Origin of the sequence: Cryobacterium sp. TMT1-66-1 (genome assembly GCF_004403435.1) — a bacterium.
Taxonomy (GTDB): domain Bacteria; phylum Actinomycetota; class Actinomycetes; order Actinomycetales; family Microbacteriaceae; genus Cryobacterium; species Cryobacterium flavum.
On the sequence record NZ_SOGP01000023.1, the window covers coordinates 318740 to 332829 of the forward strand.

Annotated in this window: 12 protein-coding genes and 2 pseudogenes; 7 read left to right on the top strand and 7 right to left on the bottom strand. The window is 63.8% G+C overall.

Annotated features, from left to right (window positions below; translation table 11 throughout):
* Positions 1-192: 192 nt before the first annotated feature.
* Both E3T29_RS17810 and E3T29_RS17815 read right to left on the bottom strand, forming a co-directional pair.
* Positions 193-1678 (bottom strand): annotated as a pseudogene (locus E3T29_RS17810) (ATP-binding protein).
* Entirely contained in the window at positions 1675-2031 is a 357-nt protein-coding gene (locus E3T29_RS17815; protein ID WP_134346825.1) for a hypothetical protein, read from the bottom strand. Before E3T29_RS17815 ends, E3T29_RS17810 begins: the two are co-directional and overlap by 4 nt.
* Before the next feature lie 296 nt (positions 2032-2327).
* On the opposite strand from E3T29_RS17815, the gene E3T29_RS17820 reads away from it, so the two are divergent.
* Positions 2328-2633, top strand: a complete 306-nt coding sequence (locus E3T29_RS17820) for a hypothetical protein (RefSeq protein WP_134346826.1) — start codon at positions 2328-2330, stop codon at positions 2631-2633.
* Positions 2634-2733: 100 nt separating this feature from the next.
* On the opposite strand, the gene E3T29_RS17825 is transcribed toward E3T29_RS17820, so the two are convergent.
* The gene (locus E3T29_RS17825; protein ID WP_370449200.1) at positions 2734-3930 is read right to left on the bottom strand and encodes an SCO6880 family protein; all 1197 of its coding nucleotides are present in this window, start codon (positions 3928-3930) and stop codon (positions 2734-2736) included.
* Here E3T29_RS17825 and E3T29_RS17830 point away from each other — a divergent pair.
* The 4 genes and pseudogenes from E3T29_RS17830 (at position 3917) to E3T29_RS17845 (ending at position 7771) form a co-directional block, all read left to right on the top strand.
* Complete coding sequence (locus tag E3T29_RS17830) at positions 3917-4723, top strand: hypothetical protein (RefSeq protein ID WP_134346827.1); 807 nt, start codon at positions 3917-3919, stop codon at positions 4721-4723. The two genes, E3T29_RS17825 and E3T29_RS17830, sit on opposite strands and share 14 nt — an antisense overlap.
* A 165-nt stretch (positions 4724-4888) precedes the next feature.
* The gene (locus E3T29_RS17835; RefSeq protein WP_134346828.1) at positions 4889-5977 is read left to right on the top strand and encodes an endonuclease NucS domain-containing protein; all 1089 of its coding nucleotides are present in this window, start codon (positions 4889-4891) and stop codon (positions 5975-5977) included.
* Positions 5978-6086: 109 nt separating this feature from the next.
* A pseudogene (gene arr / locus E3T29_RS17840) lies at positions 6087-6520 on the top strand (NAD(+)--rifampin ADP-ribosyltransferase).
* Positions 6521-6922: 402 nt separating this feature from the next.
* Complete coding sequence (locus tag E3T29_RS17845) at positions 6923-7771, top strand: hypothetical protein (protein ID WP_134346829.1); 849 nt, start codon at positions 6923-6925, stop codon at positions 7769-7771.
* A gap of 403 nt (positions 7772-8174) precedes the next feature.
* Here E3T29_RS17845 and E3T29_RS17850 read toward each other — a convergent pair whose 3' ends face one another.
* Both E3T29_RS17850 and E3T29_RS17855 read right to left on the bottom strand, forming a co-directional pair.
* Positions 8175-8438 carry a hypothetical protein gene (locus tag E3T29_RS17850; protein ID WP_134346830.1) on the bottom strand — a complete coding sequence of 88 codons (264 nt, stop codon included), beginning with the start codon at positions 8436-8438 and terminating at the stop codon, positions 8175-8177.
* Positions 8439-8557: 119 nt separating this feature from the next.
* Complete coding sequence (locus tag E3T29_RS17855; RefSeq protein ID WP_134346831.1) at positions 8558-8872, bottom strand: hypothetical protein; 315 nt, start codon at positions 8870-8872, stop codon at positions 8558-8560.
* 152 nt (positions 8873-9024) lie between these two features.
* Between E3T29_RS17855 and E3T29_RS17860 the strand changes: the two genes are divergently transcribed.
* Entirely contained in the window at positions 9025-9483 is a 459-nt protein-coding gene (locus tag E3T29_RS17860; protein ID WP_370449195.1) for a sulfate permease, read from the top strand.
* A gap of 41 nt (positions 9484-9524) precedes the next feature.
* Positions 9525-9833, top strand: a complete 309-nt coding sequence (locus E3T29_RS17865; protein ID WP_134346832.1) for a hypothetical protein — start codon at positions 9525-9527, stop codon at positions 9831-9833.
* A 1042-nt stretch (positions 9834-10875) separates the two neighbouring features.
* Here E3T29_RS17865 and E3T29_RS17870 read toward each other — a convergent pair.
* Positions 10876-12504 carry a GMC family oxidoreductase gene (locus tag E3T29_RS17870; protein ID WP_134346833.1) on the bottom strand — a complete coding sequence of 543 codons (1629 nt, stop codon included), beginning with the start codon at positions 12502-12504 and terminating at the stop codon, positions 10876-10878.
* Entirely contained in the window at positions 12501-14087 is a 1587-nt protein-coding gene (locus E3T29_RS17875; RefSeq protein ID WP_134346834.1) for an AMP-binding protein, read from the bottom strand. Before E3T29_RS17875 ends, E3T29_RS17870 begins: the two co-directional genes overlap by 4 nt.
* Positions 14088-14090 lie beyond the last annotated feature (3 nt).

Sequence of the window (14090 nt, forward strand, 5' to 3'; positions counted from 1 at the left end):
CGATCCCGATTGCTGACGGATGCTGGGATGTTGCTCTCGCTTTTCGGCACTGCTTTGTCCACCCGACGTTCACCTTAAAATGAGAGTGACCTTAGCGTTGGAGGCCGACGGCCCTTACGCCAGTTTAGAAAATGCTTGGCGGTACAGTCGGGGCCCGATTAGTTGGATGAGTACAGGCGAATACTGTGGGGGCTATTGCCCCGACGTCATTCGCGCCGTCGTATCAAACGCCGCGCGCTCGTCGGGATGCAGTTGATGCTGCACCACAAAACTGCGATCCTTCACCCGCCAGAGCCCCTGCCCGGTGCCGAGCGCAGGTAGTAGCTTTTGCTCGGTGCGGCTCAGCCCCAGCGCACTCGCCGTGGACCCGAGCTGGTCCGTCTCCTGGCGATAAACGATGCGGGTTTCCGCGTTGGCCAACAGTGATGATGCGAGGGCGCGCATGGCGGATCCGGAGTCGCCGACGTTGTCGAGGTCGCTGAGCTTGTGGAAGATGAGCATGTTGGCGATGCCGAAGTGGCGGGCGAGCCGCCACTGGGCATCCATTCGGCGCAACAGTGCCGGATACGCCATCAGCCGCCAGGCCTCTTCGTAGATGACCCAGCGCTGGCCGCCGGCCGGGTCGGCGAGGGCGGATTCCATCCACGCCGAGGAGCACGTCATCAGTACGGAGATGAGCGTCGAGTTCTCGGCCACTCGCGACAGGTCGAGCGACACCATCGGCAGCGACGGGTCGAAGCGCACGGTGGAGGGTCCGTCGAAGAGTCCGGCGAGGTCGCCGGCCACGAGCCATCGCAGGGCATGGCCGACGAGGCGTCCGTCTTCGGCGAGGCGGCCCTCGTCGTCCTCGGGGTTGGGGGAGAGGATGCGATAGAGTATCATGGGCAGGTTCCGCACCTCGGCGCTGCACGGCATCGGCCAGGGCGAGGTCGATGGCCGTGTGCTCGAGCGGGCTGAGCGGGCGATCGAGCACGGTCTCGGCCAAGGCGCCGATCAGGTCGCGCCGGCGGGCGGCCAGTTGCGCCGACCATTCCGCGTCCGAAACGGATGCCGCCCGATGCCCTTCGTCGAGAGGGTTGAGCCGGTTGCGCAGGCCGTGGCCGAGAATGATGGCCTTGCCGCCGACGGCTTCGGCGACGGCGGTGTGCTCGCCCTTCGGGTCGCCCGGCATGTAGACGCGTCGGCCGAAGGGGAGCGAGCGGGTGTAGAGCGACTTCGCCAGCGAGGACTTGCCGGAGCCGACGATGCCGGCCAGCACGATGTTCGGCGCGGTGATCATGCCCTGTTGGTAGAGCACCCATGGGTCGTAGACGAAGGATCCGCCCGAGTAGAGATCTTTCCCGACGAAGACGCCCGCCGAACCGAGTCCGGCCTCGGCGAGAAACGGATAGTGGCCGGACAGCGTCGCCGTGGTGTCCTGGTGCTTGGGCAGTTTGAGTCGTCCGGGCGTTCGCAGTTGGGCCGGGCCGAGTTCGCCCGATCTGGGTAGGTAGGCGCCCGATCGCGCTTCATCCCGCTCGGCGTGCCACCGCGTACGGGCGGCGAGGGTCGTGGCCTTCTGCGCATCCGCTTCGATTTTGGCGGCCTCTCGCCGCCGGGCGCGACGGTCGCGGCGCAGCTCGCCGCGCGGCTCGACCAACGCGGCCGTGTGTATCCGCTCGGTTGCGGTGTCTTTCACAGCGTGAGCGTTCGCTCGGTCTGACGCGTTGACCGCGGGGCGGCCCAGATGTCGCTTTGACGGGAACCCGGGCGGGTTGGCTGCACTTCAGATTCAAGTGGATGCCACCGCAGCAGTGAAACGTACCTGTACGTCCTGCTGTAGGTCAGAGCGTACGGGGAGCCGTCATGCTCGATGACGTGGTCGGTCCGGCCGGCCGGGATGCGGTCGTAGACGTACCCATTTTCGAGGGCGGCATCGGTCGTGGCCTCGCCGAGGTCCTGTGGCTGCAGGTAGTCGAACGCAGCGGATGCTCCACTTCGGTCGATCATGGCGAGCACCACGTCGGCCTCAGCTCCTTGCAGGAAGGCCACACTGATCCATCGAGATGTGCGGTTCTTTGATTCGTACCCAGCCATGCGTCGCTCCCATCACGTCTTGCTTTGATGTGGAGGTGCGCAAAGCGTTACGCGGCCGGAGAATGCGATGACTCAGTTAAGTGAGAGGCGTCATGCCCGACTGAGTATGGCTGCGCGACGGCCTCTGATCACGACCAGGGGGCAGCCCCGTGCCGTGCGTCTGCGAGGATACTGAGATCTTTGGTCGAAGCCATCGACGGGGCGACGAGTATGGACAGCGAAGTCAATCCGCTTTATCGAAAGGATCTCCAATGACCGAGGAAACTCCCAGTGCTCTTGAGAAGATCTCGCTGGACGCCCAGCAGGCGTGGGACGAAGGGCAGTCATTTTACGCGCCAACCTTTATTGATTTGAGGGATGGAGGCATCAAGTGGATACTGGAAGATTTCACGGAACCGATGGGAATGGTTGGGCGCAACGTTGAATGGGAATCCGCGCTCGCCAAAATCGCCGCCACTGGGTGGAAGTTGACTTCATGGTCAGTTCAAACCAGCGTGTCGACTGGTCAGCTTCCAATTAGTACCACCCGGGCCTTTGCCATGTTTATCCGAGGATGAGTGACGAGTCCATGCGAGTCACTATTGCGTCCAAGTAAGCCGCAAACCGTTGCAGGGCATCGTAGATGCTGGCATCCAGCCGCTCGAAGCCATGTGTCGCTCACACGCTCCGACACAACGGCAGCGCCGCAGACGTAAACGCCTGCGCCTGCTGACCAACGAGCCGGCGCGTTTCGCACGAGGCCTGAATGGCGGCCTGCTCGATCGACGCCACCGCGGCGTCGAGCTCATCGACCGTGGGTGCGGTCACGCAGATGAGTCCGGTCGTGCGCAGCACTCCGTGGCCGGCGGTGAGGTCGGCCTCCTGGTGCAGGAGGTCATCGTATTCGGCGGTGGCGGAGGCATCCTCTATTTGGCCGATACGGGTGCGTTGGTGCGCGTCGCTGATCAGCTCGGTCTTCTTCTTGCGCAGGTCGCGCGCGGCCTGGTCGGCGCGAACGGGCAGGTAATGCAGCGACACCGTGCGCAGGATGCCGTTCGTGAAGACCAGCGGCGACAGAAAACCGGGGAAAACCTGCGACCGGGGCCATTCGCTGATCCACAGCACCGCGTGAAACGCGCTGTCGGTGCGGAGGTGATCCCAGCTCTCGGCGACCGCGACTGGCCCGGCCGTGGCCAGCGACCGCCCCACCAGCGGATGCCGCTCCAGATCGATACCAACGGCGGGGTCGTAGGCGGTTCGTAAAACCACAGCGAGCTCGTCGGCGGTGAGCCAGCCGCCGACCGTGAGGTCCGCCGCGCGCAGCGCTCCGGTCAGGGCTGTCATTTCCTGGCGCAGCACGGTCGCTGCGCCGCGCATGCCGCCCCCCTGCGTGCGCACCTGCCGAGACGCCGCGCTCAAATCGAGGGAGAGGGCGATCGTCGTCGCATGGCGTTCACCGGCAGGCCCGGCCCGCTCGATCAGATCACGGTAGGTGGTTGCGGCCCAGCTGCCATCGTTGGTGCCGTGCCCCTCCCACCACTCGGCCAGCCCGGTGCCCGAATCGGGCAGCGTGCGCTCCGACACTTGCAGGCGCGCGATGCGCCCCGACCGGCAGGCCCCGGCTAGCACCCGGCCCCACCCGATCACGCGGCGGTGCTGCTCGTCCGGGTCGAGCAGCGCGAATGCCGGGTGCGATACCGCGACGACGGCGGTGAGGGTTTGCCCGTGCGGGTCGTGGATCATGACCGCCCCCGACTCGGGATCGTTCCACTCGCGCAGCGGGGCCGCATCGCCCGGCAGCGACAGGGTTCCCACCGCTTCGCGCCCGAGCACGCGTGAAGCCCGTTCCCGCCACGCCGCCGTGAGATCCGCCAGTGAAAGCACCTGCTTCGCCGAGCTGTCCGCGCACGAGACTCTGACCGCCGAGCAAGATGCCTGGGGATCGGTCGCGCAACTCGCGGCAGAGTACGAGACACTCGCGGCGGCCGCGCAGCACGACCGGTGGGCCTCTCTCGTGCGAGCGAGCGGTCTCTCGCCTTCGCAGGTTTCAGATGTGGTCAATTCGGATGCCTTCGGCCCGTTGGCCGCGGAGCTGCGGCGAGCTGAGGCGCACTTTGTGGACGTGGCGAGCCTGCTGCCGCGGGTGGTTGCTGCGCGCGGGTTCGAGGATGCACAGGACATCGCCGCGGTGCTGCGGGCTCGAGTCGCGGCGGTGGTTTCGCGGGATACCGGGGCAGGACGAACGCGCCGCGTGCCGCGACTTGTCGCAGGGCTTATCCCGCGTGCGCTCGGGCCGATGGACGCTGCCATGCACCAGGCGTTGGTCGACCGAGCCGACCTGATCGAGTCGCGGGCGGCCGCCGTGCTCGACCAAGCGTTGCTCGCGGGGGAGCCGTGGACTCGAGCGCTTGGCCCCGCTCCGCGCGGGGCGACGGCCACCGCTTGGCGGCAGAACGCTTGCGCGGTAGCGGCGTACCGAGACCGCTACGGCATCGTCGGCGTTCGGCCCCTTGGGGCAGTCCCAGATTCGACAACTCAGAAGCTCGATGCCGCTCGCCCCCATGCCGCACTCGAAACGGCGCAATGGCTCGCGGATGAACGTCGGACTCACGACGCCCGCAGAGCTATCGTCAGTCCCGGGCTTCCGCCCTTGGTCACTCGCTTTTAAATTGGTGTGCAGCATCGAGCCGTTGACACGAGACACCACACCGACCGGCATCGGGAATCCCAATTTAACCGATTGAATCGGCTATGGAAGGCACGAAGCCACTCTGTCTGGGGTGCACGCCTCGAAGCCGTATCGTGGAAGCACTATCCACTTGGAGGGAAAAGAATGCCGGTAGAAATTGGTTTTTGGCGCGTGGATGACAAGCCTCAGCGAATTACTCCACAAACGATGCCGCTGGAAGCCAAGCTCGAACAGCTCATCCTTGATGATCCCGAGATCCTTGAATCGAAACTGCTATTCCTTGGCAGCCAAGTACTCACCAAATACGGCAAGTACATTGACGTTCTGGGAATCGATTCCGAGGGTATTTTGCACATTCTCGAACTCAAGCGGGACCGAACGCCGCGCGACGTGGTCGCTCAGACAATGGACTACGCATCGTGGGTGCAGGAACTCGGCAATGATGACGTTCGGAGCATTTTCGACGCCCATCATCCCGGCGAAAATTTCGACGAAGCATTTGCCAAGCGGTTTGACGGAGCACCGGTGCTCGACGAGCTGAATTCCGGCCACGTCATGACGATCGTTGCCAGCAACCTAGATCCAAGCACCGAAAGAATCGTGGCCTATCTGAACCAAACACATGGCGTCCCGATCAACGTCATGATCTTTCGATACTTCACCGACAACGGTCACGAATATCTGGCGCGAACATGGCTCATTGACGGGGCCGCCCCCGCTACTGCACCAGGCACTGCTCAAGGCAAATCAACCAAAGCCAGCTGGAATGGGAATGACTGGTACGTCTCCTTTGGTGTCGAGGGGGACTCGCGAACATGGGACGACGCGCGCAAATACGGTTTCGTTTCCGCAGGCGGAGGCGACTGGTATTCCAGAACCCTCAGGGGCCTTCCCGAAGGAGGTCGAGTGTTTGTCCACGTCCCACAACGCGGGTACGTCGGCGTTGGCATCGTCCAAGGACGCGTGCAGTCAGCGGATGAGGCAGTTCTCAATGTCGAGGGGACTGATCAAGCTTTCCGATCGCTGGAGTTGCAAGGAACGTACCGCCACCCCTCAGGCGGTGAGGGAATTGATTCCGCCGAGTACGTCGTTCCGGTCATGTGGATCGGAACCGTGGCGTTAGAGCAGGCTCACTGGCAAGTCGGCTTGTTTGCCAACCAGAACAGCGCCTGCAAGCTTCGGAATCAATTCACCATTGACCAATTGTCCAAAGTGTTCAAACTCACCGACTAAGGCATTTACTACCGTCCATCTCGGAGTACGGGATATAGCAAGTTGATTTGGCCCCGGTTTAGCGTGGCGTCTTCTAGCCAACGTCGCAACACTCGAGTTAGGGGTGACTATGGCCAGCGAGCCCAAACCATCAGAGGACTACGAACTCGGTGTCCTGTTGCACGGGACCAAAGCGGGCTTGGCGGTCGCGGATCTGTTGGTTCCCGGTCGCGACTCGAACTTCGAAGCCGGGAGGCAGACGAACCTTGTCTATCTGACGGCGACGCTTGACGCCGCAACTTGGGGGGCTGACTTGGCCGTCGGGGAAGGCCGGGGACGGTTCTACTTCGTTGTACCGAAGGGGCCCTCGAGGATGACCCCAATGTGGCGGATCAGAAATTCCCCGGCAATCCGACTCAGTCCTACCGCACCCGCACCCGCGAGCCGGTGGAGGTGGTGGGAGAACGGGGGGATTGGATTGGGCACTCGCCAGTTCAGGTGCAGTCGATGCGCAACGTTCTCGCCACCCCGACCCGCGAAGGGCTCGCCGTCGTCGACGACTAGGGCGTGTCTCCTAATACCAGTACCGAAATGATTATTGCTTGTCTTTTGAGCACCCTTGAGAAGCGGGAGCAAGATCAGTCTTGCTCCCGCTTCTCAAGCGGTCTCCCAGGATGGGGCTCGCCCGAAATGCCACGGCATCGCCGGGCCGCGACCGACCGTCCGGGCGCCCAGCGGTCTCGGGGAAGACTCTTATCCGACGGATAGAAACTTCTGATTCAGTATCTATTATGCTGATCAGAGCGATATCGCCGAATCGAACCAACTCCCGGGAACACGCGATTCCCTCACCGGTCAGCCTCCACGGAGTTTCGCGGCACGGCCGAAACCTAAGCTCGGGCCGTGCCCAAGTGTGGCTGGTCCGGCATTCGTCGGACTACCGCAAGTAATCGAAAGGATCCACATATGACTTCGAACAACACCTCCACGGCCTTCGGCTCGCCAGCCCGAAAGCGCATCGCCGTCGGCGCGGTCACCGTGATGACCGTCGGCTCACTTCTCGGTCTCGGCGTCGCGGGAGCGAACGCCACCCCGCTGACCGCGGACAACACGTCGAGCACGAGCTCCCACGCGGGCCACGACGGGCTCGCCTCGCTGACCAAGGAGCTGCGCGCCGACCTCCAGGGCGCCAACAACGCAGAGACCACGAAGCAGGTCTCTGACACGCTCGCGAGCCACCCGGACCTCTTCGAGAGCCTCCCGGCGAACCTGCAGGCCGACCTGACCGCGCTCAACGCCGCCACTGCCGACCAGAGCGCCGCGACCGCCGCGCAGACGGCCGCTGCCGACAAGATCGAGATCACCGCGCTCGAGGGCGGCTACGGCGTGGACATCCAGAAGCTGGCCGAGGAGATCCAGAAGGACCCGGCACATCCGCTCGCTGCAGCCTTGCGTGGCCTGTTGGCCGTTGACGCCGAGCAGGGAACGGATGCCGCGAGTGCGCCCGAGAAGATTGCCACCACGATCTCCAAGAACCCGGCCCTACTCGCCCAGCTTCCCGAAGCGCTCACGGCAGACCTCGCCGAGCAGCAGGCACTCCCCGCAGCCGAGCAGGCCGCTGCGGCCGAGGCCCTCCTGGCCTCCGCGCTCGAGGGCGGCTACGGACCGGAGATTCAGAAGGTCACCGAACAGATCCAGTCAAGCCTCGACGCGAAGTCTTCGGCTGAGGGAACGACTGACGCCACTGCCTCAGCCGAGGGCGCCGACGCCGACATCGACCTGAAGGTCGACGGCGAAGTCAACGCCGACAACTAAAACCGCCTCACCGAAACCGGCCAGGGGTCGGGAGCTTTCGCTCCCGGTCCCTGGCTTTTTGAGTCCCAAGCAGAAGCTGAGACGACGGAACCTAACATCGTTAGGGATACGCCCTGATGGGCCGGTCATAAGCTTCCCTCGCGCGGAAGCACTTCTGACCGATCCGGCAGTCTCCGCGCCTGCTGCGACCAGCCGGCTGATCCGAACAGGGTAACCTGCGCCCGCTGGCTCTTCTCCTGGCCCAGGTCAAAGCGGCGACTCGCCCATGTTCCCCGAGGTGCCCGGGAGCCCGCGGACACCACGCCTCGGCGGAGAGCGGCTGACCTACCGCGGCGGAGTTGTCCTCCGGACAATAATGGGCATTGGGAGACACGCCCTAGGACCAGCCGGGCGCACCCGGTGGTCAGTCGAGCGATTCCCGAAGTCGCGCCAATTGCTGCTCGGCTTCCGCGCCCAAAGCATGATCGCGGAGACGGTCCGCCGCCTGGGCCAGGTCGGCCGCGCTAACTTGATCTATCCGCATGCACAGCTCAGCGGGGTAGAGGAGCGCGTCAAAGCGTTCGATCGCGGGCGCATCCGCGTGGCGGGTGAGTCCAGCGTCGAGGACGGAGATGGCCTGACGTTCATCGCCGCGTGCGTCGCCCTGCCGAGCGGCCACGTCGATCACTTGCCTGAGACCGACCCCGGCCGGCCGGCCGGCAGTTCATCCACTGTTGCACCCGTTCGGTAGAACCGGAGCCAGTTGCCCCCAACGCCGACGACGCAGAACGCCGTGGCTGTCCCCGCTTATCGCCGGATCGGCAGGATGCGAGGGATCCCTTTCATCGGAATTTTCCCGTAGTGTGCGCGGAGCCCAGCGGAAAATGCCTCATACAACTCGTCCGGCTCGGGCACCGTGATGATGACACTCGCATACGAGGCAGAGGCATCAAATCCGTCGATCGCCGAAAGGTGGATCTGCGGGTCGCTGCGGGCGACGACGGCGCAGGGATAGGGTCGGCGTTGGGAGTACGTGGCCTCGAAGCCCAGAGCCCGGTAGAAATCCAAACCACTGTCCAGATCGGGGCACGGAAGCACCGGATACGTTCGCTCGCCCGTCATGGTGTCCAGAATACCGTTGGGCGGCTGGGCTCGACCGTGTGAGCGGAGGGGAGCGGGGCAAGCATCCGCTCTGAAGGTGCACGCGCGATACTTTCGCACGCGGGCATCCGGTTCTACAGTATTAGTGGGCAACCTCTAAAACGCGCCGCCGCTTGTTGCGAAGGCATGACTTTCAGTCCTTTCAGGTTCTTGTTGCCGAACATCTGAAGGGCTGGATCGTGTTCGAATTCATTGTGGGCGTCCTCGCCCGCAGCTACTACTTCCTGCGTCGGTTCATGCCGACCAACATTGTGACCAACGCCATCCACACCCGGCGTGGTCTCAAGTGGGGCGTGCCGGCGATGCTGCTTGCCGCTCTGTATGCGATCGCAGCGGCGTACTGCGCGGACCTGCTCGAAGCCGGTGGTCCCGGTTGGCTGAACCTCCTCGTGCTGCTGTTTGTCTGGAACACTCTCAAGTTTCTTGGGGTCGGGCCCGTCAGCCTGATGCGGTTGGTATCGGTGCGAGTTCGTGAAAGTGTGGCGCGCCGTCGAATGGCGAAGGTCCTGTTCGCCGAAAACGTCGACATGGAGCGCATAGACGAGCCGATGCTCGCGTCGAGGCGCAGTTGACGGCCCAGCCAGTCACGGCCAGCGTACCTCCTGGTAGCGGCATGATTGGCTCACACACGACCGCCTCAGGAGGCTTCACTAAGACGATTCCGCAGGAGCAGTTCGACGACCTGCTCAGCCGCACCGCGCTCGCTGCATTGTTCTACTATCCGAAGATCGCCGTCGACGATGACGGCCACAACCTCCAGAATGACATCGCGTATTGCCTGGAGCCCGTCGCCGGGATCGGAGACGAGGATGCCGAGCGGCTGCGCGTCGTGGTCGGGCGTGTGATCACGAATCCGACGGCGCATCGCTCTGAACTGCTTGCGTTGGTCATCGAGCTGGCTCCGCCGCCGTCTGCCGAGTAGACGCGATCAGGAACGTCCCGTCTGAGGAAGCCGCCGGCGCGCAGAAGTCGCTGGCGGAGCATCCGTCTGTTGATGATGCGGCGGAGCGGCGGCGGCAGTATGTGGCGGCGAACCGCGACAGGATCCGTGAGCTAAATCGTCTCTGGCGCTCGGAACACCTTGACCGGGCCCGGGAGCTCAATCGGGATTCGATCCGTCGGGCCGCTGCGCGTCGGCATCGTGAGGCGGAGGTGCGTGCGAGGGGGAGGGAGCGGGTGAAGCGATGGGTGGCGGAGAATCGCGAGGGGCGGCGTGAGTTTCAGCAGCGATGGGTGGCGGAGAATCGCGAGAAGGTGCGCGAGTATTACAACCGCTACTACGAGGCCCACTATGACGAGGTGAACGCCCGGGCTGCGGCCAGGCGGGATGCGGACCCGGAGAGGTTCAGGTTCTCGTTGTGGTTGGGATCGTCGTGGCTCTGGGGCTTTTCATCCGCTGGGGACGGCGCAAGAGCGCGATTCTGGAGTCAAGCAATCCACCGGAGGGTCACGGGCCCGCTGCCACCGGAAAGTAGCGAGCGCATGGCGGGGCGCGATAAATGCACGCTTCCGATCTGGACAGGCATCATCGTTGCCACCTCGCGGTTTTACTCGACTACGACCGCCTTTCGCTGACCTGCTATAGCAGCGCAGGCAGTGTTCTGGCGATATAGGGGGACTCGGAGAAGTTCGACTCGGTATACCCGTCGAGAAGCCAAGCTTCAAAGGATCGCTCCCAGGTGTCGAGAATCACACCATCACCTTTTGGGGTGAACGCCGAAACCCCACCTCGAAGTCGTTGCGCACACTCCTCAACGAGGAGATCATTCACCGCATCCAACAGCACATCATCGGTAGGGAACAGGGAACGGAATGCGTGCGGATGAAGCCCAATCTGTTCGCAAACATCGCTGACCAGCCTCTCATTCGCGCCACCGCCGGTCGCGAGGGAGACTCTCGCCGCGACCGTGATCCCGCGCCGGGAGGATGCGCGCTGCCGCGCGATCCTCGCCGCCGGACTCACCTCAATGAACTGAAGCCGCTTCCACTCTGGTCGGCACCGATGCGCGCAGCAGATCGGCCGCCTTCTCTCCGATGATGATGGATGGAGCATTCGTGTGCCCCCGGATGATCTCCGGCATGATCGACGCGTCGGCGATGCGAAGTCCCTGCACGCCGCGCACACGCAACTCCGGGTCGACCACCGATCCAGCATCCGATCCCATGCGAGCGGTGCTCGTCGGGTGGTAGAGCGTCTGCGAGAACTCATTGATCACCGTGGCATCACGCTCGGCCGCGGTCTGAGCATCCGACCCGGCGGGTTGGATGAACTTGCCGTCAGTCCGCGTTGGAGCGAACGCCGTGGCGGCAAGAATACGCTCGCACACGCCGAGGCCCGCGAGCAGGGTGTCACGATCTTCTCCGTTCGGATCGCCCAGGTAATTCGGATCGATCAGCGGTTTCGCGAGCGGATCGGCGGAGGCGAGTCGCACGGTTCCGAGGCTCTTGGGCCGCAGCAGAATAGCGCCGACACTGACGCCGTGCCGCGGCGCGCCCACGAGCCCCTCACCGATATACGGCACGGCGGCGAAGAGCACCTCGATGTCGGGGAAGGCGAGCGATGGGTCGGTCTTGACGAAACCGTACGCCTCCGCAACGTTGGAGGTGAGCATGCCGCGCTGCTGCGAGACGAAGTCGTTGAGCTGCTCCTCGGTCTCGGCACCGAAGAGAGTGTCATCGTCGGTCTCGACTGCCAGCGCCGCGAACAGGTGGTCGCGCATGTTCAATCCGACCTCGGGAGCATCGACGAGCACGGTGATTCCGAGGGAGCGAAGGTGCGTCGCATCGCCGATGCCCGACAGCATGAGCAACTGCGGTGTGTTCACCGCTCCGCCGCTCAGCACGATCTCGCGGCGCGCGAAGACCGAGGTCGGGGTGCCCTCGCTGAGGTACTCGACACCGACAGCGCGGGTTCCGTCGAACAGCACGCGAGTGGCGTGTGCCCCGGTGCGAACGACCAGGTTGGAGCGCTCGGCTGCCGGCGCAAGGTAGGCGGCCGACGTGTTGTGCCGCATGCCGCCACGCTGGCTCACCATCGTTTGACTGACCCCTTCCGGGTTTGCCGAGTTCGGCGCGACGAGGGGCATTCCGACCTCGGCGGCAGCCTCAAGAAAGGTTGCGGTATGCGATCGAGGGCTGCGTTGGTGCGAGATCGAATTCGCGCCGTCCGTGCCCTGGTCGGGATCGCTGTTGCCCTCCACTGCCTCCGCCTTGCGGAAATACGGCAGGAGCGCTTCGTACGACCAGCCGTCCCCGGCGAGCCTTGCCCAGTTGTCATAGTCGGCAGCGAATCCGCGCACCCACATCATGGCGTTCAGGGAGGATGAGCCGCCGAGCACCTTGCCACGTGGCCAGTAGATCGACCTCCCCGTTAGCTCGGCCTGCGGCTCGGTCTGGTAGTTCCAGTCGGCATCGGACTTGAACAGCTTCGGGAACGCGGCCGGGATGACGATTTCCTGCTTATCGTCGACACCACCGGCTTCGAGCAGCAGAACGGAGATGCTCGCGTCTTCGGTGAGTCGAGCTGCGACAGCTGCTCCGGCCGATCCGGCACCGACGACGATGTAGTCGAATTCTTCAGTGTTGGTACTCATACGAGCGCTCCTTTTGACCGCAGATCCTTGCGCAGGATCTTGCCTGACGCCGACTTCGGGATGAAGTCGATCATTTCCACCTGTCGAACCTTCTTATGCGGGGCTACCCGATCGGCGACCCACATCATGATGTCCTCCCCGGTGAGCGTGGCCTCCGGTTGCAGTCTCAGGAATGCTTTCGGCACCTCTTCACCATCCGCGTCGATCACACCGATCACTGCGGCGTCGGCGATTTGGGGATGCCCCAGCAACAACGACTCAAGCTCTGCGGGCGCGACCTGATATCCCTTGTATTTGATGAGCTCTTTGAGTCGGTCAACGACAGTCACGTACCCCTCGGCGCTCACCGTTGCGATATCGCCGGTGTGCAGAAAACCGTCGGCGTCGATGGTCGCCCGGGTTGCTTCATCGTTTCCGAGGTAGCCCACCATGATGTTCGGGCCGCGGCACAGCAATTCGCCGGGCTCACTCACGCCCACGGCCGGGATCTCGATGTCGTCTCCGGTGAGCGGGTCAACGATACGGCACTGCAAGTTTGGCACCGTCAGACCGACCGAGTTCAGGGGAATATCGGTTCGACCTCGGGGTGAAGCATGCGATACCGGACTCATCTCGGTCATTCCATAGCCTTGGAGAACCTCGCAGTTCAGCCGCTCGGCAACAGCGCCGCCGACGATGCCGTCCAGGGGCGCCGCCCCTGAGAACACCGTGCGCAGGCTCGACAGGTCAAATTCGCTCACCAGCGGATGCTTCGCAAGCGCCACCGCGATGGGAGGAGCGATGAAGACGTAGGTGATGCGCTCGGACTGGATGAGACTGAGGAAATCAGTCAGATCGAATCGTGCCATGGTCACGAGGGTGCTTCGTTGTGCCAGAGAGATGTTGAGCAACACCGTCATGCCGTAGATGTGGAAGAACGGCAGCACAGCCAGAACGCGATCATCGGCGCTCACGCCGATGATGGGTGCCGACTGCGCAACATTGGCCACGAGATTGCGGTGGGTGAGCATGACGCCCTTGGCCTTGCCCGTCGTGCCCGAACTGTATGGCAGCACGGCCAGGTGCGTTGCCGGATCGAAATATACCTCGGGCGCGGGATGCGCCTCCGCGATCAGGTCGGCCAGACTCGTGCTCCCGCTGACCTCCCCGATGCTGATGATGTGGTCTGCTGCCACACCGGCGAGATCGCCGGCTTCCGCAGAGACGGCAAACAGCATATCCGCTGCGATGATGGCTACCGCTTTGGAGTCGGCCAGCTGAGTGGCCATCTCACCGGCCGTCGACAGTGCGTTGACGGTCGTCGCCGTGGCGCCAGCTCGCAGAATGCCATGGAACGCCACGGCGAAAGCGGGTCGGTTCGGGGAGTGCAGCGCCACGACGCTACCCACACCGATGCCACGAGCGGCGAGTGCCCCCGCAACTGCTTCGATCTGGCGCACCAACTCGCCGTACGTGGTGGTTTCACGGGTCGCCCCGTCGACGAGGGCAATGTGGTTCGCGGATGCGACTTCGAGTGAACCGAAGAGGTGGTCAAAGACGCTGAGATTGGGGATTTCGACGTCGGGAAAGGGACTGGTGAACACGGC

Coding starts and splice junctions, on each gene's coding strand:
- E3T29_RS17870 (WP_134346833.1), bottom strand. CDS start 12,504: ATGAGTACCAACACTGAAGAATTCGACTACATCGTCGTCGGTGCCGGA.
- E3T29_RS17820 (WP_134346826.1), top strand. CDS start 2,328: ATGACCGAGGAAACTCCCAGTGCTCTTGAGAAGATCTCGCTGGACGCC.
- E3T29_RS17855 (WP_134346831.1), bottom strand. CDS start 8,872: ATGACGGGCGAGCGAACGTATCCGGTGCTTCCGTGCCCCGATCTGGAC.
- E3T29_RS17865 (WP_134346832.1), top strand. CDS start 9,525: ATGATTGGCTCACACACGACCGCCTCAGGAGGCTTCACTAAGACGATT.
- E3T29_RS17835 (WP_134346828.1), top strand. CDS start 4,889: ATGCCGGTAGAAATTGGTTTTTGGCGCGTGGATGACAAGCCTCAGCGA.
- E3T29_RS17845 (WP_134346829.1), top strand. CDS start 6,923: ATGACTTCGAACAACACCTCCACGGCCTTCGGCTCGCCAGCCCGAAAG.